This is a genomic window from Saliphagus sp. GCM10025317 (genome assembly GCF_042663665.1).
Lineage (GTDB): Archaea > Halobacteriota > Halobacteria > Halobacteriales > Natrialbaceae > Natronosalvus.
Map to the genome: position 1 here is coordinate 2,090,786 of NZ_JBHTAQ010000005.1, position 19,561 is coordinate 2,110,346.

Below are 19,561 nucleotides of genomic sequence, written 5' to 3' on the forward strand. Positions count from 1 at the left end.
GTATGGCTACGCACTGATGGATAGAGCTAAGTATCTATGAGAATAATTTAGAACTGCTTTAAATATGGTTTCCAGCGACGACTCCAATGGCGACCGAGATCCTCGAGGCCCCAAGGATGTGCATAGGTTAACGGATTACGAGCGTGAGTTCGCATTGGAAGGTTCATCCACCAGCAAGTACCACCCGGGGACGCTCCGTCGCAATATTCACACAAAGGCCGGCCTCCTCCCTACCCGAATCGAGGCGCTCTACACAGACATTAACATCCTGGCGAAAGGTGATTATCTTCGCGAGGAGTTTGGACTTGACTATTGGAAGAAACTCCTCGAAAACGTCGAGACAGTCGATTTTACGGACGAGCCGACCGGAACATCCATCGAACAGCAGCGAGCTGCGCGCGTGGCGTTGGGCCGACGGATCGGAACGATGCTCAAGCATCTGGTCCCATCTGAGCTGACGGCCGATGACGAGGTCTACCACGACGTTCTCTGGGGAATTACCGATGCCTTCTACCTGAGGGGGCCATCTGGTAGCAGCCTTTACGGCGGCCGAGCCAACCGCATGGATGACCTAATCGAACGACTTGAATATCAGAATCAGCAGGCCATCCATGAAGATCACCAAGCTGAACAGGGCATAGAGGCGACGATGAAATCACTCGACTGGGACATCACACCTCAGACGCTCCGCGTCCGAATCGAAAGAATGGTAGAGGCGGACGAACTCCAGGAGTGGACACACGATCCTCTTGCAGATCACCTACAGGCCGACAGCAGCGTTGATCCCGCTGTAATCATGGAACGAGCGGGTTGGTATCTCGTTGATTCAGTAGTTGACTCGGGCACACCTGGCTCGTTCGGACAATGGCGAGCATTTATACGAGAGTGTAACGCCGGACTCGATTTCGACGCGTACGTAACGAAGGAACGAGTCATCGAGGTCATCAAGGAGCATCGCCTCGTTGAACGGGAACAACTCCGGCAACTATTGGATCACGACGGCACCCGTCTCGAGAACCAGCGTTGGCACGACGCGCATGCAGTCGAGGTGGTCCGAGCCGTCTTCGAACACGATGGCGCTCTATCTTCACGAAAAGCAGCTGATAAGATCGGCGTACCCGACGATTCGAGTGCCGTCACGGCGCTGGCAAGGGATTTGGCTGGTGCCCGAGATCGAGAGTTCGGCGACGTGTGGGAGGATCGCCCCCTCTTCGAGGGCGATCGAAATGGATGGGAGTTGACCGCGTATGGGAAGGCGCTGAGTTATTACTTATTCGATTACGCACCGGAACATCACCCGTTCAGTACGTTCCCCGACGACCTGATTGAGGCAGCACTCAAGACACTCTGATTTTCACGTGACGGAAGAAAATGGTCGGCTACAGCTTTCACCCCACTCGTCGCTATTTTGCTTCAATGGCATCGAGGACACCCTCAATTTCCTCGTGCTGCCCCTCCAACGCCTGTACGAGACGGAGCGCCAGGGCCGTGTCCTCGTTCGTGGCTGTTTCAGCGAGATCGGTCTCCGTTTGGTCAATCTCTTTAGCCACGTCTCGGTCAAGTGCGAATCCACACCGCATACAGAACGCAGCGCTGGGTACGTTCAGCTCCTCGCACCGAGGACATTCGACGACATTGGTTTCCTCCTCGTCTTCGTCGGGTTCGTAGAGCCCGTGTAACGCGTCGTACGTGTTGTCGATGTCACGGCCACTCAGATGGACGTATCGGGCCGGTACGTCAGAGCCCTGAACCCAGCCGAACCATTCACAGAGCTGGGCTTCTGTCATCTCGTTGGCAAGATACGAAGCCCGCGAGTGACGGTAGTGGTGGGGGTTCGAGGGTTTGTCGATGCCCGCCCGCTCCATGTTCTTCCCGAGCACCTTCTGCCGAAGGTAGTTGTAGCCAAGCTGATCGTCCGGGTCGCCCTGCTGAATCTTGCACCACAGTGGGGCGTTCTTCTGCGGGTTCGGGTGCGCGTTCAGCCACTTGTTGAGATACGGGACTGACTCTACGAGTGGGAGTCGGCGGGCACCGGTTTTTCCGTTGATGGTGATTTTCTTCCCGTGCTTACGGTCCTCGATGTCTCCGATCGTCAGATCGATGAGTTCGCCAATGCGCGCCCCGGTCTCGTACAGTATCGCGATGAACGCCTTGTCGCGGGGGTTTTTCGCGGCGGCGATCTGGTCCTCGATGTCGTGCTTGGTTAAGAGATCCTGCGGCAAGGTCCCGCTGGAGGCGTCGGACGAGATAGTGAGCCAGGCGACTTCCTCGGGCGCGTCGCCATCATTCATCCATGTCCAAAACTGTCGTATGACCTTCTTGTAGGTCTCGACGGTCGCATCAGCCAGGTCCCGGTCGTGAATCCACTCAATTAGCGTTTTCACGTCCTCGGTGTCCATATCCTCGAACCGAGTTTCTCCGACGTGTTCGGCGACGATTTTCAGGTATGAGAGATTCCGCTGTTGTGTGGCCGCGCTCATCCCGTTGAGTTCCTTGTCGCGGCGGTACGCTCGGAGTAAGGCGGCGTTCTCGGGATGGATGGCGTCGGATTCGGCGACCATCTCGAACACGCTTTCGACCTTCGCTTCGTAGTCGACCGTCGGCATGGTAGTCATTCGGTTGCAGAGGCAATAAGGGTTCTGAACCCTTGGGTTAGAAAGCCCTCCCCGGGCATATTACCATTTGTACGGTGCCCACTATTAACGCCCCCGAGCTGTGCGTCTCCTCACTGGTGTACAGGGTGGTTAGCCTGATCCGACTTTCCCGGCTACTGTCGCTCTGGCAGGCGTACTGCGACGACTCTCCGCACACCGTTTAATCGTGGAAGGACGCTGATTTCACCGTTCTCGAGTCCGACAGCTACCTCGCCGAACACCTCGCATTCGAAGGTGGACGAGCCACAGGCCCCGGTGGGAACCTCGATCGGTGCGAGCGAGTATTCTCGAAGCAGTAGGAAACCCGCGACTACAACTGTCATCGAATGCAATCTTTCCGGGGAGCCCGAGTTTCGGTCAGTCCGTACGTTCTCGAAGTCGAAAAGTCGGCTCCTGCCAGGTCAGTCCTTTTTTGGCTCGAGGCCGGAGTCGAGGCATGACGACCCACGTGAGCGTCGAGCAGGTTAGGTGGTGGCTCGACGAGAACGCCATCCAGGACGTTACGCCTCACTCTCAGGAGGAAACGGAGTTCAACCTGCAGGTGACCCTCTCGCGCCTGCCGATACACCTCATCCAGGAGGATAAGCGGGGTCCGATTCGGGTCGTCGGGCGTAGCGCGTTCGACACCGAACGGGCAAAGCGACTCATCCGCGAGGAGGAGTCGCGTACGGACCTACTGACCCAGATCGGGCCGGTGCTTGCTGCGACGCCCGGGTTCTACACGTTCCTCGACGAGGAGGACCGTGCGTGTGAGCTTCGGAACGCCGAGGTGCTCCAGTTAGAGCACCGGATCTATCCTGGTGAGGCGACTCAGCAATCGTTGATGGACAGCGTGATGGGAATCGCCACCGGGATGCGCTACGTTCAGAACGTGCTGGCGGCGACGCATCCCGGGTCATCGGTGGAATCCGATGAATCCACCGACGAAAGTACCTCAGAATCGGCTACTCTCTCCACCGACGAAACGGACGCGGTCTGATTCCCTTCGTTTTGCCAGAAATGCCATCGGTCTATGAACCTCTTTCGTACCGCGGCCGGCAAAGATAACGGCTCGAGCAGGCACTCCGTCGCCCGATACTCACGCGTCGCCGCCCGCTGCCGGAAGCGTAACCGAAAACGTCGAGCCCTCCCCAGGCTCGGAATCGACCCGGATGTCGCCGTCGTGGCGCTCCGCGATTCGCTTACAGACCGCGAGGCCGATCCCGGTTCCCGAGACCTCGTCTTCGCTGTGAAGCCGCTGGAAAATTTCGAAGATACGTTCCGTCTCGTCCGGATCGATCCCGACCCCCTCGTCACGAACCGAGACGAGCCAGCGGTCGCCGTTCCGTTTGGCCGTCACGTCGACGACCGGCGGTTCGTCGCCGCTGTATTCGATCGCGTTCGAGACGAGGTTCTGGAAGAGCTGACGAAGCTGGCTCGGATCGCCCTCGACGCGGGGGAGGTCGTCTACCTCGAGATCGGCGTCGCGCTCTCGAAGCTTGAGCTCGAGGTTTTTGCGAACGTCAGCGAAGACGTCGTCCAGGTCGACCGGTTCGAACGGTTCCCGCTGCGTCTCGACGCGCGAGTACTCGAGGAGGCCGTCGATCATCGCTCGCATTCGCTCGGCGCCGTCGACGGCGTACTCGATGAACTCCTCGCCATCCTCGTCGAGTTCGTCGGCGTAGCGACGCTCGATCAACTGAAGGTAACTGGTGACCATTCGAAGCGGTTCCTGGAGGTCGTGTGAGGCGACGTACGCGAACTGCTCGAGTCGCTCGTTCGATCGCTCGAGCTGTTCGTTCGTCTCTTCGAGTTGGTCCTGGACTCGCTCGAGGGCCCGATTCCGTCGCTCGAGTTCGAGGGCGCTGGTTTTGGCCCGGGCGGCGTAGGTTCCGACGCCGAACCCGGCGACGCAACTCAACGCGGTGAGAACGGCGAGCGACCGCTGAGGGTCTTCGAGCGCCATGTCTGGTTGTGCGTGATAGACCCCCAGAATACCGATCATTCCACCGATTCCGAGAAGCGACCAGCGCGCGACGGACGAGTAGAATCGACGGTCGACGGACGACGTCGGGAGGCGATACCCGCCGACGAAGACGACGAGGCCCGACCCGGCGATAAACGAGAAGACGACGAACGCGGACCCGAGCGACATTCCTTCGGACACCACCGTGACGAAGTACGCGGCGCCGACCAGGACGTACAGAAGACCGAGTCCCATCACCGTGTATCGTCCGATTACTTCTCCACGTAGACGAGATGAAGTCGACATCGTAATGCGCTGGCGTTGGGCACGGTATCAGTTAACGATGTATGTTGTACGTTCGACCGGTCCGTCGTGAACGCCCGGCGCGGAGGCGGTAAAACGGAGTAACTTATCTTCGAACGGGATAGTCCCCGAACGATGGTAGCGGGAACACCTACCGCTAACAGAAGCCGTCTATATGCGGTTGTGGTGAATGTCGATGATGACGACAGTCGCCGAACTCGAGGTCCCCGCCGGCTACTTCGCTGCAGCGACCGCGTTCGAGCGTATCCCGTCGCTCGAGTTCCAGTTCGCAGGGGTGGTCGGGGAGGGCCCGCCACTCGTGTGGGTGTCGGGGGCGAGTCGCAACGAGATTCAGGAGGCGCTCGAGGCGGATCCGACGCTGTCGGTACTCGCCAGCCTGACCGACGCCAGCCGCGAACGCTGGCTCTTTCGCCTCGAGTTCGACGCGCCGATCACGCAGTTCCAGGAAGTGATCGCCGACCACGGCGGAGCCATCCTCGAAACGACCGGCGAGGACCACCACTGGACGATCGAACTGCTCTTTTACGATCGACAGTCGCTATCGGCCGCGCACGACGAACTGTTGGACCAGGAGTTCTCCGTCTCGGTGCGTCGCATGACGGAACTGGACGGCGACCTCAGCGAGGAGACGCCGCTCACGGAGACCCAGTACGAGACGATCGTCACGGCCCACGAACTGGGCTACTTTGACGTACCGCGAAAGGTGACCCTGAAAGAGCTCGCAGACGAACTCGGTATCTCTCACCAGGCGCTGTCGGAACGATTGCGGCGAAGCCACGCGGCGCTCGTGAGTGCCAAACTAGCCGATGGAGACCAGCAGAAAGTCGATCTCTGACTGATTACTACTCGACTATCTTCGTGTGGGTCGCGCACTTCACTCGAGTGACGCGACACTCGAGATGCATGCGGTGAGTGACTACCATCGAACATCGTCGACCAATGCGGGGTTTGATCGACGGGTCGCGGATGTGAGGGTTCAGTTGTAGGTATCCTGCTTCGAGTACCGTCAGTCGTACCCTGTCTCGAGCATCGCCAATGGAACCTGTCTCGAGTACCGCCAGTGATCAACCGAATAGTTCTGCACCGACGCACCCATATTATTCTGACGTTCGTTTATTCTTTTTAGGTATTATGCATTATTCGTACCTAAAAATGCGATTATATCGCCAAATTTGCTCATTGAGACGCATTTATGATGAGATCTTCCCAATAGTAGATCGTCGACGGGATCCCCCGCCGACTGAGGAATCGACACATCAACGACCCCTGTGAGTGCAAATGGCTCACGAACGTCCCAGTTCGGGTGCCAAGTGACACTATACTGTGTCATGGTGGATCACTCATGCTCGAGTCGGCCACGCCTCGCGGCCATTCGTGGCTGTGTGGTCGCCGACGTGGCCGATTTCTGGAAAGAGTCCGCATCGGTAGCTGTCTCGAGCGTCGTTCAATGGCTGATCCAAACGAGGGACGCATTTCTAAGGAATTAACTGCTCGAAGCTCATAGATGGTGGTATGCACGATCCTGGCCCGTACAGTGGTCGCTTCATTCGCGACTCGAGCACCCGGCCCGATGCGGGAACGTCATGGAGTCGTCGATGGTAGACGTCGCCCTCTCCGTCGGTCGACTCCTCGTCGCGTTCGTCCTGGTCTTCCTGAACGGCTTTTTCGTTGCCGCGGAGTTCGCGTACGTTCGGATTCGAGCGACAGCCGTCGACGCGCTCGTCGAGGAAGGTCGGTCGGGGGCAGTCCTCTTACAGGACGCGATGGACAACCTGGACGATTACCTCGCCGTGACACAGCTCGGCATCACCATCTCCTCGCTTGGACTGGGCTGGATCGGCGAACCCGCCGTGGCGGCCCTGCTCGAGCCCGTACTGTCGCCGATCTTACCCGAGGGACTGATCCACCTCGTCGCCTTCGCCGTCGGGTTCAGTATCATCACCTTCCTGCACGTGGTCTTCGGCGAGTTGGCCCCGAAGACGATCGCGATCGCCCAGGCTGAGCGTGTGGCGCTGATCGTCGCGCGACCGATGAAGTTCTTCTACTACGTGTTTATCCCCGGACTCGTCGTCTTCAACGGGACGGCGAATTTCTTCACGCGACTCATCGGCATCCCACCGGCTTCCGAGAACGAAGAGGTACTGACGGAAGAGGAGATTCTCGCCGTGCTGTCGACGGCCGGTCGGAAAGGGAACATCGAGATGGAGGAAGTCGAACTAATCGAACGCGTGTTCGACTTCGACGATCTCTCGGTCCAGGCGGTCATGGTTCCCCGACCGGACGTGGTCACCATCTCCGCGGACGAGCCGCTTCCGGCCGTTCGGTCCAGGATCGTCGAGAAAGGCCACACCCGGTACCCGGTCATCGATCCCGACACCGACGATCAGATCGAGGGCTTCCTCGACGCCAAAGACGTCCTCCGGGCCACACACGAAAATCCCGACGCCGATGCGCTGACGGCTGGCGACATCGCCCGGGAGATGCTCATCTATCCGGAAACCGGTTCGGTCATCGACCTCCTCGAGCAGATCCAACGCGAACGAAAACAGATGGTCGCCATCGTCGACGAGTGGGGCGCGTTCGAGGGCATCGTGACCGTCGAGGACGTCGTCGAGGAACTCGTCGGCGACATTCGCGACGACTTCGACGTGGTCACGGACGAACCGTCGGTCGATCGGCGAGCCGACGGCACCTACGTCGTCGACGGCGGATTCACGGTCTCGAGGCTCAACGAGACGCTCGAGACCGCGTTCGAGGCCGACGGTGTCGAGACCGTCGGTGGGCTGATCCTGTCTCGAGCGGGCCGCGTCCCGGACGTCGGTGACGAGTTCGAGATCGACGGCTACGAGTTCATCGTTGCGGCGGTCGATGGAGCACGCATCTCACAGGTTGAGGTTCGGAACGCGGAAGATGGACCCGCCGACCCCGCAGAAGATTCGAGCCTCGAGTGACTGGGGCATGCGGTTTTGAACGAATGAGAATTCGCCCGAATCAGTCGACCGCGCGTCGATACCAGTTTCGATCGGGCGGGGCCGTCTCGAGTCGGTAGTGAGGGCGCTTATCGGGTCGCAAGGTCTCGAGTCGATATCGAACCCGTTACCGATTCGCCTCGAGCCAGTCCACGGCGAAGTCGACCATCGCTCGCTGGGGAATCAGCCGCGCGTCGGCGGCGCCGACCGATCCGCGTCGGACGCTCGAGTCGCGTTCGTCCTCGAACGCATCGCCGAGGGTCGCGAAGTCGCTGGCGTCGGTTTCGATGTCCTGGTAGGTGATTGACGCTGGCTCGTCGTCCTCGAGGACGGTGGCGACGTTGTCGGTCCTCGGCGGGTCGATGTCCGCCCGGTACTCGGCGAGGTGGAGGGAGGTGTTGGCACCGTGGTCGACTCCCAGCAGGAGGATCGAGCCGGCGCGTTCGTAGACGCTGGCCAGCGGCGAACCCTCCCCCAGACCGTTGTCAAACGCGTGGTCGGCGACGACGGAATCGGCGTCGGCGCCCCAGGCAGCGAACGAGACGGTTGGGTGCTGGCTCCGATAGACGCCGGTATACGATCGAAAACACTCTGGAACGGCGCCGACGCCGCGTGTCGGCGTAGTCGCCGGTCGGTAGGGCGGTCGCTCCCCCCGGATCGTGTCGATCCAGTCGTCGGGAACGGGTGGATTCGACCAGGCGGCCGGATCGCTGTACTGACCCGAGTGGGTTGGCATGACGAGCGTCCCCGCCTCGGTTACGGCAGCCATGAGCGCGTCGACGACGGTCTGGGCGTCCACGCAGACCCATCCGAGGGAACTGAGCGAAGAGTGGACGAGCACCGTCTCACCCGGCGTCAGCCCGAGCGCCCGGAGGTCGTCGACGAGCGACGACACTGTCACGGGTTCGTCCACAGCTTCGATCGCCTCTCGTTCAGACATAATTCGTCTCACACACAGGAATCATTTGAGTGTTCGGACACGATCCAGAGCCGAAACCACGACCCAGCAGGACTCGATAGTTCGCTATACATCCAGGAGTTTAATACTACAGATTGCGTAGCGGCTGTATGGCCGATTCAGACACCATCACGGACGCGCTCGAAACAATCCTCGACGTTCCAGCGACCGAGGCGCTCGAGTCGGCGACCGACGTGAGAGAAGTTCCCGACGGGGTAGAAACGGCAGGCGGGAAAGAAGCGATCGACGAGACGACGACGGACGATTCGCCGGCTAAACGAGACGTTCTCGCGCTCCTGGAGCGCCGACACGCGCTCTCGATTCTGCGGGCAATAACGACTGCGGGTGGGCCGAGTCGTTTCTCCGAACTCGAGGACGTGGTCCCGGCTTCCCCGAACACGCTCTCTGCACGACTCTCCGAGTTCGTCGAGGCCGGGCTGCTCGAGCGAACCGCCTATGACGAGGTTCCTCCGCGCGTGGAGTACGAACCGACCGACGCCGGGGCGACGCTCGCCCCGCTGTTCGTCTACCTCCGCCTGTGGGAGAGTCGATACGGCGACGAACTCGAGGCCTGAAGGAATCCTCGGAAACTCGAGGATTGAACGAGACCCCGGGACCGTGAAGACTGAAACCGCCGCGGGGAAAGGAACTTCTTTGAGGCGCCCGCCGGTACGGTCCCGTATGGAAGGCACGGCCGTTACCGTCGAGTCCGTCACCGAAGTGGGACCGTCGACCGTCGCACTCGAACTCGCGACGCCCGAAGATTTCGAGGCGCTCCCCGGACAGTTCGTCCTCCTTCGAGCGGCGCCCGAGGGCGAGGAGGTCGCACGCCACTACACCCTATCGTCGCCGACGGTCGAGGAGACGTTCGAGATCACCGTCGGCGTCGATCCCGACGGCGAACTCGCGCCGTGGCTCGCCTCCCTCGAGGGCGGCGAAACGGTTCACGTGGAGGGCCCGTTCGGAACGATCGCCTACGAGGGCGACGGTGACGTCGTGGCGGTCGCCGGCGGACCCGGCATCGGCCCCGCAGTCGCCATCGCCGAGGCTGCCCAGGGGGCCAGCCACGACGCGGCCGTCATCTACCAGGACGACGAACCGGCCCACACCGAGCGACTCGAGGTACTTTCTGAAGCGGGGGCGACCGTCACGGTACTCGAGGCGGACGACGACGAGGGTCTCGAAATGGCCGTCGACGCCCATCTCGAGGACGGGCAGTGCTACGTCTTCGGATTCGCGGACTTCGTCGACCGGGTCGCCGAGGCGATCGAGGCGGCAGGCGGGGACCCGGACGAGGCACGTATCGAAAACTTCGGCTAAGGTCATTTCCCGTGGCTCTCGCAGGTTTACGTGAATTCTCGACTCGAGTTACGCAGACTCGCTGATCGTCGCATTCTCCTCGAACGCGGACCGGCAGGACGGACAGCAGAAGTGATAGCGATCGTCGTCCGTGGTGATCGAGACGCCGTCGTCCGTCACCCGATTCGAACACTCGTCGCACGTGAAGGCGAGATCGGACGAGGCGATCGACGGGGACCAGTGGCGATCCTCGAGCAGGTGAACCCGGTAGCTGTCGAGGGACTCGAGGTCTATTGCATCGGCGAGCACCGCTCGTATCCGTGCCTGGGAGACGGTGGCGGTCGCGAGCACTCGGCCGTCGGCCGTCACGAAGACGTGTTCGATCGCCTCGAGCGAGGCCAGGCGGTCGGCGATTCCGTCGTCTGCGTCCGGCGAGAGCGTGCAGTCGATCAGTACCTCGGTTCCGGCAGAGACGGTCGATCGGTCGACGTCGACGGTAAAACCATCGATCACGCCCATATCGACGAGCCGGTCGACCCGGTTGGACACAGTCGGTGCGGAGACGTCGATCCGCTCGGCAATCTCGCTGTAGGGCTGGCGGGCATCCGCGACGAGGTGGTGGAGGATCTCGATGTCGATTTTATCCAGGGTTCGCATACCCATAAATTGCAGATGGCGGTATTACAATTTTTGGATTCTGCAGAAGCATCATAGATATCTATGCAAAAATGATACACCAGACTCAGGCAAAGACGGCGTCCTCTCGCGACTCGAGGACGCTCTTTCGACCGGTCGAGGAGAGGTCGTCGACGATAGAAGTGATCGCGAAGATGCGATAGACGGCGTATCTCTCCCGATCGTCAGCAGTATCGAGGAATCGGTGCAGTTCGTTAGTGTCGAGTCCGACGTCCACTCCTTCGATTCGGTCGACTTGTTGTCGAATACAGTCGATAGTGTCGGCGTCGATGTTCGACTCGGTCTCAAGGTCGTTGACGGTTTTGATGATCGGCTTGAGGACCTCCAGGACGGCGGGATGTCGCGAGAGTACGTCGTCGAGGAGGGCCGCTGCGGCGTGGCGTCTCGAACTGACCGGAGCACCGTAGACGGCGTGGGTTCGACTCGCCGCTTTCGGCGACAGCGCCTCGAGGAACGAGCGGTAGAGGTTGTACCGTCGTTTCTGTTCTGGCGGACAGTTCATCGCATAGCGGAAGAACGGAAGGGAGTAAAATGGGGTATCGCTCCAGAAAAACAGCCGGTTTCGGTCTTCGCCCTCGAAGAGGAAGTTCGCGGCTCGTTCGTAGAGCAAAAAGTGGGTGTAGAGGCCGTCGACAGTCGTTTCGGGGTAGGTGCGGACGTGGTCGCGAATGCTCTGTCTGATCGCGTCCTCAGAGATACGGGTGATTCGGGACACCTGATCTATGTCCAGGATGGAGTTTTCCTCGACGATATAATCTACGAGGGCGTCTCTGCGAACCGAACCCGTGGGAGTCAGGTCCGGGAGCACCTTGTCGCCGCCGTCGCCCGTGATGTAGGCCATCGACGCCCCGTAGTCAGCTTCGAGATGGCGCAAGAAGGTGAGGACAAAGGACGTCATGAGACCGATGTGGCCGTTTTTCGTCTTCACGAGCGTGTCGAGGTCGGCCCCTCGAGGCTGGCCGACGTCGTACGTTCGCCAGTCGACTTCGAAGTCCGCGGCTAGCTCCTGAGCGATGTCGACATCAGAGACGGGGACGTACTCGGGAGACTCCATCGTCGCCGCCTCGACCGGACAACCCGCGGCGTGGTAGCCAGCGAGTACCGACCGCGAGTCGAGGCCGCCGCTCAACGAGATGAGATCTGTGTCGAAGTTGCCTGCACGACGCTCACATGCCTGAACGAACCGGGTCGCCAGTTGAGTAGCGTTCTGTTCTCGGCTCCGGTGGGCGTGCGCCGGGTCGTCGAAGGAGAACGTGTACACTGACTGCGTGCTCGTCTCGACGGTGTCGGTTCGAACGCGAACGAGCGACCCCGGCCGGAGTCGACGCACGTTCTCGACGAGCGTTCGGTCCCCCAGGGAGTAGCCGAAGAGGAGACACTGCGCGGCCCCCAGGCGGTCGAACTCCACGTCGACGGACTCGAGGACGTATCGCAGTTCTCTCGAGAAGACCATGGACTCCTCGTCGGCATAGAAGTACGTGGGTAGTCGACCGAGAACGTCGTTGCAGAGGGCCAGTTCGCCAGTTGTGGTGTCGAGGACGGACAGCACGAACGCGCCGTCGACCGACAGCAGCCAGTCGCGAAGCGCTTTGAACCCGTCGTCAGTATCGGCGTTGGCGCTCTCGTCTTCGAACAACAACGGCGCAACCCGTTCGAGTTCCTCGCGACGTTTCTCATCGGGCACGTCGTACAGTTTCCCCTCGAATCGAATTCGATATCGTCCGCGTTCGAAGCTGTCGATGGGGTACTCGGGATACGCCGTGTGTCCCAACTGGACGACGCCCTCGTCGTAGGTAACGGTCGCCTCGAGCCGATCGGTGTGGCGGAGCGACTCGAGCGACGCCGCGAACGGTTCCTCGTCTGAGCGCCCAATTCGGCCGGTGAGCCCTACCATAGGTCAGAAATCCAGACAACCACATATGGTTATTCGTTGGATGGAGACTGGTAGGCGTTCGTTACTGTCCTCCAGCCTGTCGCGTCCCCGGCCGTCGAGCGTCGAACGCATACCGTTAAGCGCCTCCTGGCGAATGCTCGAGACATGCAGGTAGACGATGCAGGCGACGTCGTTCGGATCACGTTCGATCGACCCGACGTGCTCAACGCCTTCTCGACGGAGACGGCCGTGACGCTCGCCGAGGCAATAGCCGACGTGTCGCCAGCCGACCACCACGCCGTCGTCCTGACGGGCGAGGGAACGGCGTTTAGCGCCGGTGGTGACATTCAGGCGATGGCCGAACGGCGAGAGGGCCCACAGGAGGCGTTTGACCGGATCACCGAGACGTTCGGCCGCGTCGTCGAGGAGATGCTCGAGTGTCCGGTGCCGATCATCGCGAAGGTCAACGGCGACGCTGTCGGCGCCGGTCTGGCGATCGTCGCCCTCTCGGACTTCGCGTACGCCGTCGAGGACGCGACGTTCTCGTGTGCGTTCGTGCGGGTCGGGCTGATTCCCGACACCGGTGGAACGTTCCTCCTGCCGAAACTCGTCGGATTGCGAACGGCGAAGGAACTCGCTTTTACTGGAAAATTCTTCGACGCCGACGAGGCCGCCGACCTCGACCTGATAAACGAATCCGTCGACCCCGACGACCTCGAGGAGCGCGTCGAGGAAACGGTCGACCGACTCGGCCGCCGACCGACCGAAACCATCGCGCTGATGAAGCGGGCGATGCACGAAAACCTCGGTCGTCACTGGGGTGAGGCCCTCGAGTACGAGAACCTGTTACAGGTGCAGGCGTACACCTCCGATTCCCACGAAGAGGGCGTATCGGCGTTTCTCGAGGGGAGAGAGCCGGATTTCGACTGACTTTCTCGAGTGCCTGCAGCGGCAGGCAGCAGACCCTTTATCAATTTCGTGGACTGTTCGAATGCAATGGCACGAAACCTGACAGAGGACGACATCGGCAAGACAGTGGTCAACGCGAACGGCGAAACGATCGGCATGGTTTCCGCCATGCAACACGGCACGGCCCACGTCGAACCGGACCCGGGAATGACGGATACGATCAAGGCGAAACTCGGGTGGGGCGACACTAACGAAGACACCTACCCCCTCCAGGAGAGCGCCATCGAGCGGGTCACCGACGACAAGATCCACCTCCGATCCGACCTCGGAACCACGACCGGAACAGGAACGGACCGAACGACCGACATCTGAACCGGTTCGAGCCGGTTTTCCGTTCGTTTTTCTCGTCGCCTCTAGCGTGTCAAGAGATAGCACGCGCATGCAAGGTCCACTTGCATCCGTCTGCCGCCCGTTGATTCGAGCGCTATGTCCGCACGATTTACGCCAGAGGACGTCGGCAAGCGCGTCATCAACGAGCACGGCGACGACGTCGGTATGGTCACGGACGTCGAGGGATCCACCGCCTACGTCGAACCCGATCCGGGGATCACCGACAGCATCAAGGCTGCTCTCGGCTGGGGGTCGCCAAGCGACGAGGCGATCACGCTCGAGGAGTCCGACGTCTCCGACGTGACCCGCACGGAGGTTCACCTCCGAAGTCCGGGCGCGATGGGAGCCGGCGACGTCGATGGCTCGAGGGAGCACGAGACGGAGGTGAGGTCGGGGATGGAGGCGGAGCCGAAGACTGAGACCAGAACCGGTGCCGACGAACGAGAGCCGATCGAGGAGGGACCGGGGAGTCGAGAGACGGAACCGAACCGGTCGGAACCGGATCGAACCCGCGGTATCGACGAAGGTCACGGCAGAGTCGATGACGAGGACACGACGAAGGTATTCGAGGAGGACGAAGATCTGTTCGACGAGGGCGAAGGAGTCTTCGACGACGAGGAATCCACGGTCGAGCCCGACTCGAGGTCGAAGACGGCCGACCAGCACCACGGCGGCCTCGCGCGGGACCGCGACGACGAACCGGATCGTGAGCGAGGGGCAGACGGGCGAAGCATGAACAACGCGGACGGTGACAGCGCCAGAAAACGGAAGGCTGAGGAGATGGATGCGGTTTCAGATTCTGAGGGCGACCGCAGTGAGGAAGAGGACGAGCGGCGACGCCGTGGGAAGCGACGGAGCACCGAGGACGAGGACGACGAGCGGACCATCTGAGACCCGAGATTCGAGACCTAGACGTGAAATCAGCGGCCTGGGGCCTGGATCAGCGGCCTGAGGCTCGAGATTCAATCCCTGAAGCCAACAATGACCGAATGGGCCAGAACCGGCGCATTCCCCGGGTTACTCTCGCCCGGAAAACGCCGCCAGACTCGACTGCACGCCGGCCGCGAGTTCCGACTTGCGCCGTAGCCGGTCGAGGGAGACCGGCAACTGCTGAGCGACCGTTGCGACGGCGTCGTGGAACGTCTCGGCAGTCCCGTACTCCCCGGCGAGGCCCGCGCGGTTACCGTCCTCGAGACCGTTTGCGGCCCCCGGTGCGCTCTCGAACGCGTTCCGGACGCTCTCTCTGACTTGCCAGACCCCCACTGGCGCCCAGTAATCGTCGCTCACCTCCCGAAGCACGAGGCACTTGGCCTGACGACCGATCGACTCGAGGTGCTCGAGGACGCCGAGTCGGGCGGCGTAGTAGGCCCCTGCCGTCTCCTCGACGTAACTCGAGCGGCCCTGGTAGCCCTCCGAGGCGCTGGCCATCCAGATTCCGGCGCCCGGATCAGGGTTCCAGATGCTGCCCGGTGCCTTCATTTCGACGAGTTCGTACTCCCAGGTGCCGGGGGCGAGGATCACCCAGTAGCGGTTGCCGACGTACTCGTTGGCCCAGACCTGCACCTCGTCGATGCTCGGGGCGTTCCGGATACGGCCACGGAGGTACTGGCCGACGGTGTCGTCGACGGCGGTGATCGACCACCGGGTCGGGACGAGTCGGCGCTGGGCAGCCTCCCCGAGGGCCCCCGCCGAGAGGATCGAGTTGATCTCGTAGACGTCGAACCCGCGCCGGTAGAGGTAGGTCATCGCCCCCTGGGCCTGCCAGTCGTCGTCCTCGAGAGTCTTCTTGACGGGTCGGGGAACGTGCGGGTTCTCGGTCAGGTCTGCGGAGCGGGCCGCCGCCCTGGGACCCCGGGGGGTCGCCACGTCGGTGCCCGCGTCGAGGCCCAGGTCGGGCTTGCCCTCGAGACCGATCTCGAGGTCCACGGGACGGTCGGCGATTGCCACCTCACGCTGGACGCCGACGAAGCCGTCCCAGACGTCCTGGACGGAAGGGGCGAGTCGGCTGGCAATGCCTGGAGCGTCGACGTTGGCGCGCTTGTTCGAGTTCAGGAGGCCGGTCCGGCGCTGGAGGACATCGTCGATTCCGTATCCCTGCTGGTACCAGTTCCCGTCCGTGACGTAGGATTCGGCGTCGTCCTCGTCGCCGACCGGCGAGAGCACGCCGACGGGGATGTCCGGGTAGTTAGACCGCCCGACGAAGATTGAGGGGGCCGTCGAGCCGACGAGGGTGTCACCCGAGAGCGCCCGCTCGAAGTTGCGCTCGAAGTCCTGGAGGTGGTCCGTGATGGCGTAGGACTTCTTCTTCGCGAGGCGCCGGCGCTCGGCCTCCTCGTCGGGCTCTAATTCCTCGATGTAGTCGTCGAGGCGCATTCACTCGAGGTAGGGGCGGCGAGGGTTTGAATGTTCGTCTCGAGGTCCCGAATGGCGTGGTCTCTCGACGAACGGTCGTCGAACTCCCACGCGGGATTGATTTATCAGGTGGAATCACATACGTCGTCGTAGTGTCGTCGATCCTCCCCGTCATCGTTGGCATCCTCGTCCTCGGGCTGGCCGCACAGTTGCTGGCCAATCGACTGCGCATTCCGAGCGTCCTCTTTCTCATCCTCCTCGGCTTGCTGGTCGGTCCCGAAGGGCTCGGGTTCGTCTCGATCGATACCTTTGGCGCCGGCCTCTCGACCGTCGTCGGCCTGAGCGTCGCCATCATCATCTTCGACGGGGCCTTTCACCTCCGCCGGGAAAAGCTCGAGTTGGCCCCTCGAGCGATCATCCGGTTGACGACGCTCGGTGCAGCCGTCGCCCTCGGCGGGACCGCCCTCGCCGTCCGGTACTTCCTCCACACCGACTGGGGAATCGCCTTCCTCATCAGCGCACTGCTGGTGGCGACCGGCCCAACTGTGGTGACGCCCATCCTCGAAGTGATCACCGTCCGCGAGCACGTCGAGGCCGCGCTCGAGGCCGAGGGCATCGTCAACGACGTGACGGCCGCGCTCCTGGCCATCGTCATCTTCGAGACGGTCGTCGTCGGGGACGAGCGCTCGCACGTGCCGGTGTACTTCCTCCAGCGCTACGCGGTCGGCATCGGCGTGGGAATCGTCGTCGCCATCGTCGTCTACGCCCTGCTGACGCGGGTCAGACAGCCCGCGGGCGACGCCCCACAGACCGCTCGTCTCGTCGTGTTGACCGGCGCGCTGGCCGCCTATGGCCTCGCGGATTCGATCTTCCCCGAGACGGGCGTAGCTGCGGCCGGGACGGCGGGGTTTGTCCTGGGCAACTTGGACCTACCCCACCGCGAGGAAATCGAGGGATTCAACCGCGACCTGACGTTGCTCGTGCTCTCGTTCGTGTTCATCTCGCTGGCCGCGCTCATCGACGTGCAGGCGCTCCTCGGCCTCGGGTTCGGCGGCATCGCGGTCGTCGTCGCCGTCACGCTGATCGTTCGACCGCTGATCGTCGCCGCGGCGACCACCCACTGGCGATTTAGCGCGGGCGAACGGTACTTCCTGAGCCTCGTCGGCCCGCGAGGAATCATCCCCGCCTCCATCGCCACGCTGTTCGCCATCGAACTCGAGACGGCCGGCAACTCCGTGGCCGCACAGACCCTCGCGGGCACCGTCTTTCTCGTCATCTTCATCACGGTCGTGCTGCAGGCGGGGCTCGCCCGCCAGCTCGCGGAATACTTCGAAATCGAACCAATGCGCACCATCATCGTCGGCGGCGGTCGGGTCGGCCGGACGCTCGCCACGCGACTGGAGAACCGTGGAGAGAACGTCATCCTCGTCGACAACGACTCGGCGACCGTCGAACGACTCCGTCAGGAAGGGTTCTCGGCCCACCACGGCGACGGAACCTCAACCGAGACGCTCCAGGAGGTCGGCATCGACAACGCGAAACTGGTCGTTGCCACGACCGCCGACGACGACACCAACCTGCTGGTCTCTCAACTCGCCTCCACGCGCTTCGACGTCGACCGCGTCCTCGCCCGGGTGAACACGCCGGAGAACGTCGACGCCTTTGAGACGCTCGACGTCGACGCCATCGACGTCTCGAGCGCGACGGCCTGGACTATCGACAACGAGATCGAACGCCCGGCGCTCGCCCACTGGATGAACGAACTCGGTGAGGGCCACGACGCCCAGGAGATCGTCGTCACTGCGGCCGAACTGGTCGGGGCGACCATTCGCGACCTCGATTCGGAGATTCCCGACGGCTGTATCGTCGCCGTGATCGCCAGTAACGGAGAGACGCACGTCCCCGAGGCCGACACCGTCCTCGAAGAGGGCGATCGGGTCACGTTCATCGGTCGCGAAGACGCCGTTCGAACGGCCGTCAAGCGGTTTCACCCGCGCGACTGACGGTTCGATGGCACGCTCGAGCGGCTGGTCCGAGTCAGAACGCTCTCGAGCGGATGTTCTGAGCCAGAAAAACCGGGGCGCTTTTGATAGCTGTGTGGGAACGACGTATCAAACGTGAGTGAGGACGCCGATCCCCCCGAACTACTGGCTCTCCTCGACGACGAGTACGCCCGCGCGATCCTCACCGAAACGAGCGCCGAACCCATGTCCGCCAGCACCCTGAGCGACCGCTGTGACGCGTCGCTCCCGACGATCTACCGTCGCCTCGAGCGACTTCGGGAGTGTGACCTGATCAGCGAACAGACCGAACTCGCACCGGACGGCAACCACTACAGCGTCTACGCGGCCCGCCTCGAGCGACTCGAGGTGACCCTCGAGGACGGCGAACTGTCCCTCGAAATCACCCGGAAAGACGAAGACGTCGCCGACAAGTTCACCCGAATGTGGGAGGGATTGCGATGACCGGGAGCGTCGTCCGCCTCGACCAGGCGTCGATGTTCGAGTTGTTGACGGTCGCAAGTCTGCTCCTCGTCGCGCTCGTTGGGACGATTCTGGCCGTCCAGGCCTACCGCGGCTATCGGCGAAACGACAGCCGGGCGATGAAGTATCTCGCCATCGGCTTACTGTTGCTGACGCTCGGCCCGTTCGTGATCAACGTCTCGGTGACGACGCTCACCGCCGCCGACCAGGCGACGACGGTCTTCCTCGAGAACGTGAGTCGACTGCTCGGGCTGTTGGCGATCACGTACTCGCTGTACGGCACGAAGTAGGGATAGGGGTAGGGGTATGGGGCCGCGGGGGAGGGTGACGTAGATAGTAACGAGAGAGTCCATAGAACGACGTTCGGGCGGCGCTAGTGACCGATTCGACCTATACGACATCTCGAGGGTACAGAACCGATTTTGCGAAAACCTGGGATATATTCCCCGAATATATTACTCAGTGGTGGCCAAACCGTACATCAAGGACGCGATGGTTCTTAAAGAGTCCACGGTCTTTTCTCTGCGTGAAGTTGCTCGTCCGAATTGATATTACATCGGTCTCAACGGATAGTTGCAGGCCGTAACCGGCGTGCTGGGCGGAGTCGGCCCTCCACTGCATCCATCAAGCCGAGCGTGCCTCTGACACCACGTTCGTCACGTCGATCCGACCCATCCACGCCCGAGGTGTACGCACACACTCGACGGCT

18 protein-coding genes are annotated in these 19,561 nt (G+C 61.9%); 12 read left to right on the top strand and 6 right to left on the bottom strand.

Annotated features, from left to right (window positions below; translation table 11 throughout):
- Positions 1-64: 64 nt before the first annotated feature.
- Positions 65-1,351, top strand: a complete 1,287-nt coding sequence (locus tag ACFQS4_RS12180; RefSeq protein ID WP_497901772.1) for a hypothetical protein — start codon at positions 65-67, stop codon at positions 1,349-1,351.
- 52 nt (positions 1,352-1,403) lie between these two features.
- Here ACFQS4_RS12180 and ACFQS4_RS12185 read toward each other — a convergent pair whose 3' ends face one another.
- Positions 1,404-2,606: a tyrosine-type recombinase/integrase gene (locus ACFQS4_RS12185; protein ID WP_497901773.1), complete on the bottom strand. Its 1,203-nt coding sequence runs from the start codon at positions 2,604-2,606 to the stop codon at positions 1,404-1,406.
- Positions 2,607-3,090: 484 nt separating this feature from the next.
- On the opposite strand from ACFQS4_RS12185, the gene ACFQS4_RS12190 reads away from it, so the two are divergent.
- A complete protein-coding gene (locus ACFQS4_RS12190) occupies positions 3,091-3,633 on the top strand; it encodes a type III secretion system chaperone family protein (RefSeq protein WP_497901774.1) in 543 nt (180 codons plus the stop codon).
- Between the two features lie 99 nt (positions 3,634-3,732).
- Here ACFQS4_RS12190 and ACFQS4_RS12195 read toward each other — a convergent pair whose 3' ends face one another.
- Complete coding sequence (locus ACFQS4_RS12195) at positions 3,733-4,854, bottom strand: sensor histidine kinase (protein ID WP_497901775.1); 1,122 nt, start codon at positions 4,852-4,854, stop codon at positions 3,733-3,735.
- A gap of 247 nt (positions 4,855-5,101) precedes the next feature.
- Between ACFQS4_RS12195 and ACFQS4_RS12200 the strand changes: the two genes are divergently transcribed.
- On the top strand, positions 5,102-5,758 hold the full coding sequence (locus tag ACFQS4_RS12200; protein WP_497903189.1) for a helix-turn-helix domain-containing protein: 657 nt from the start codon (positions 5,102-5,104) through the stop codon (positions 5,756-5,758).
- A gap of 760 nt (positions 5,759-6,518) precedes the next feature.
- Entirely contained in the window at positions 6,519-7,874 is a 1,356-nt protein-coding gene (locus tag ACFQS4_RS12205; protein WP_497901776.1) for a hemolysin family protein, read from the top strand.
- A 145-nt stretch (positions 7,875-8,019) separates the two neighbouring features.
- Here ACFQS4_RS12205 and ACFQS4_RS12210 read toward each other — a convergent pair whose 3' ends face one another.
- Positions 8,020-8,832 (bottom strand): AAC(3) family N-acetyltransferase, encoded by an 813-nt coding sequence (locus ACFQS4_RS12210; protein WP_497901777.1) that lies wholly within the window; start codon positions 8,830-8,832, stop codon positions 8,020-8,022.
- Positions 8,833-8,960: 128 nt separating this feature from the next.
- Here ACFQS4_RS12210 and ACFQS4_RS12215 point away from each other — a divergent pair, with 128 nt between their 5' ends.
- Positions 8,961-9,425, top strand: coding sequence for a winged helix-turn-helix transcriptional regulator (locus tag ACFQS4_RS12215; RefSeq protein ID WP_497901778.1), 465 nt, complete (start codon positions 8,961-8,963; stop codon positions 9,423-9,425).
- Positions 9,426-9,531: 106 nt separating this feature from the next.
- The gene (locus tag ACFQS4_RS12220) at positions 9,532-10,170 is read left to right on the top strand and encodes an FAD-dependent oxidoreductase (protein WP_497901779.1); all 639 of its coding nucleotides are present in this window, start codon (positions 9,532-9,534) and stop codon (positions 10,168-10,170) included.
- 48 nt (positions 10,171-10,218) lie between these two features.
- Here ACFQS4_RS12220 and ACFQS4_RS12225 read toward each other — a convergent pair whose 3' ends face one another.
- Both ACFQS4_RS12225 and ACFQS4_RS12230 read right to left on the bottom strand, forming a co-directional pair.
- A complete protein-coding gene (locus ACFQS4_RS12225) occupies positions 10,219-10,806 on the bottom strand; it encodes an AsnC family transcriptional regulator (protein WP_497901780.1) in 588 nt (195 codons plus the stop codon).
- Positions 10,807-10,891: 85 nt separating this feature from the next.
- A complete protein-coding gene (locus tag ACFQS4_RS12230; protein ID WP_497901781.1) occupies positions 10,892-12,739 on the bottom strand; it encodes an asparagine synthase-related protein in 1,848 nt (615 codons plus the stop codon).
- A gap of 144 nt (positions 12,740-12,883) precedes the next feature.
- Here ACFQS4_RS12230 and ACFQS4_RS12235 point away from each other — a divergent pair, with 144 nt between their 5' ends.
- From ACFQS4_RS12235 to ACFQS4_RS12245, 3 genes are all read left to right on the top strand, one after another.
- Entirely contained in the window at positions 12,884-13,648 is a 765-nt protein-coding gene (locus ACFQS4_RS12235; RefSeq protein ID WP_497901782.1) for an enoyl-CoA hydratase/isomerase family protein, read from the top strand.
- Positions 13,649-13,714: 66 nt separating this feature from the next.
- Entirely contained in the window at positions 13,715-13,999 is a 285-nt protein-coding gene (locus ACFQS4_RS12240; RefSeq protein ID WP_497901783.1) for a DUF8593 domain-containing protein, read from the top strand.
- Between the two features lie 114 nt (positions 14,000-14,113).
- Positions 14,114-14,908 carry a DUF8593 domain-containing protein gene (locus ACFQS4_RS12245; protein WP_497901784.1) on the top strand — a complete coding sequence of 265 codons (795 nt, stop codon included), beginning with the start codon at positions 14,114-14,116 and terminating at the stop codon, positions 14,906-14,908.
- A gap of 126 nt (positions 14,909-15,034) precedes the next feature.
- On the opposite strand, the gene nreA is transcribed toward ACFQS4_RS12245, so the two are convergent.
- Positions 15,035-16,390, bottom strand: a complete 1,356-nt coding sequence (gene nreA / locus ACFQS4_RS12250; protein ID WP_497901785.1) for a DNA repair protein NreA — start codon at positions 16,388-16,390, stop codon at positions 15,035-15,037.
- 131 nt (positions 16,391-16,521) lie between these two features.
- Here nreA and ACFQS4_RS12255 point away from each other — a divergent pair, with 131 nt between their 5' ends.
- From ACFQS4_RS12255 to ACFQS4_RS12265, 3 genes are all read left to right on the top strand, one after another.
- The gene (locus ACFQS4_RS12255) at positions 16,522-18,372 is read left to right on the top strand and encodes a cation:proton antiporter domain-containing protein (RefSeq protein WP_500193481.1); all 1,851 of its coding nucleotides are present in this window, start codon (positions 16,522-16,524) and stop codon (positions 18,370-18,372) included.
- A 114-nt stretch (positions 18,373-18,486) separates the two neighbouring features.
- Entirely contained in the window at positions 18,487-18,834 is a 348-nt protein-coding gene (locus ACFQS4_RS12260; RefSeq protein WP_254156545.1) for a winged helix-turn-helix domain-containing protein, read from the top strand.
- Positions 18,831-19,142 carry a DUF7521 family protein gene (locus ACFQS4_RS12265; protein ID WP_497901786.1) on the top strand — a complete coding sequence of 104 codons (312 nt, stop codon included), beginning with the start codon at positions 18,831-18,833 and terminating at the stop codon, positions 19,140-19,142. Before ACFQS4_RS12260 ends, ACFQS4_RS12265 begins: the two co-directional genes overlap by 4 nt.
- Positions 19,143-19,561: the final 419 nt, after the last annotated feature.

What these genes read in the sequence shown, in the direction of transcription:
- ACFQS4_RS12180 (WP_497901772.1), top strand. Translation starts at nt 65, where the DNA reads ATGGTTTCCAGCGACGACTCCAATGGCGACCGAGATCCTCGAGGCCCC.
- ACFQS4_RS12185 (WP_497901773.1), bottom strand. Translation starts at nt 2,606, where the DNA reads ATGCCGACGGTCGACTACGAAGCGAAGGTCGAAAGCGTGTTCGAGATG.
- ACFQS4_RS12190 (WP_497901774.1), top strand. Translation starts at nt 3,091, where the DNA reads ATGACGACCCACGTGAGCGTCGAGCAGGTTAGGTGGTGGCTCGACGAG.
- ACFQS4_RS12195 (WP_497901775.1), bottom strand. Translation starts at nt 4,854, where the DNA reads ATGGGACTCGGTCTTCTGTACGTCCTGGTCGGCGCCGCGTACTTCGTC.
- ACFQS4_RS12200 (WP_497903189.1), top strand. Translation starts at nt 5,102, where the DNA reads ATGACGACAGTCGCCGAACTCGAGGTCCCCGCCGGCTACTTCGCTGCA.
- ACFQS4_RS12205 (WP_497901776.1), top strand. Translation starts at nt 6,519, where the DNA reads ATGGTAGACGTCGCCCTCTCCGTCGGTCGACTCCTCGTCGCGTTCGTC.
- ACFQS4_RS12210 (WP_497901777.1), bottom strand. Translation starts at nt 8,832, where the DNA reads ATGTCTGAACGAGAGGCGATCGAAGCTGTGGACGAACCCGTGACAGTG.
- ACFQS4_RS12215 (WP_497901778.1), top strand. Translation starts at nt 8,961, where the DNA reads ATGGCCGATTCAGACACCATCACGGACGCGCTCGAAACAATCCTCGAC.
- ACFQS4_RS12220 (WP_497901779.1), top strand. Translation starts at nt 9,532, where the DNA reads ATGGAAGGCACGGCCGTTACCGTCGAGTCCGTCACCGAAGTGGGACCG.
- ACFQS4_RS12225 (WP_497901780.1), bottom strand. Translation starts at nt 10,806, where the DNA reads ATGCGAACCCTGGATAAAATCGACATCGAGATCCTCCACCACCTCGTC.
- ACFQS4_RS12230 (WP_497901781.1), bottom strand. Translation starts at nt 12,739, where the DNA reads ATGGTAGGGCTCACCGGCCGAATTGGGCGCTCAGACGAGGAACCGTTC.
- ACFQS4_RS12235 (WP_497901782.1), top strand. Translation starts at nt 12,884, where the DNA reads ATGCAGGTAGACGATGCAGGCGACGTCGTTCGGATCACGTTCGATCGA.
- ACFQS4_RS12240 (WP_497901783.1), top strand. Translation starts at nt 13,715, where the DNA reads ATGGCACGAAACCTGACAGAGGACGACATCGGCAAGACAGTGGTCAAC.
- ACFQS4_RS12245 (WP_497901784.1), top strand. Translation starts at nt 14,114, where the DNA reads ATGTCCGCACGATTTACGCCAGAGGACGTCGGCAAGCGCGTCATCAAC.
- nreA (WP_497901785.1), bottom strand. Translation starts at nt 16,390, where the DNA reads ATGCGCCTCGACGACTACATCGAGGAATTAGAGCCCGACGAGGAGGCC.
- ACFQS4_RS12265 (WP_497901786.1), top strand. Translation starts at nt 18,831, where the DNA reads ATGACCGGGAGCGTCGTCCGCCTCGACCAGGCGTCGATGTTCGAGTTG.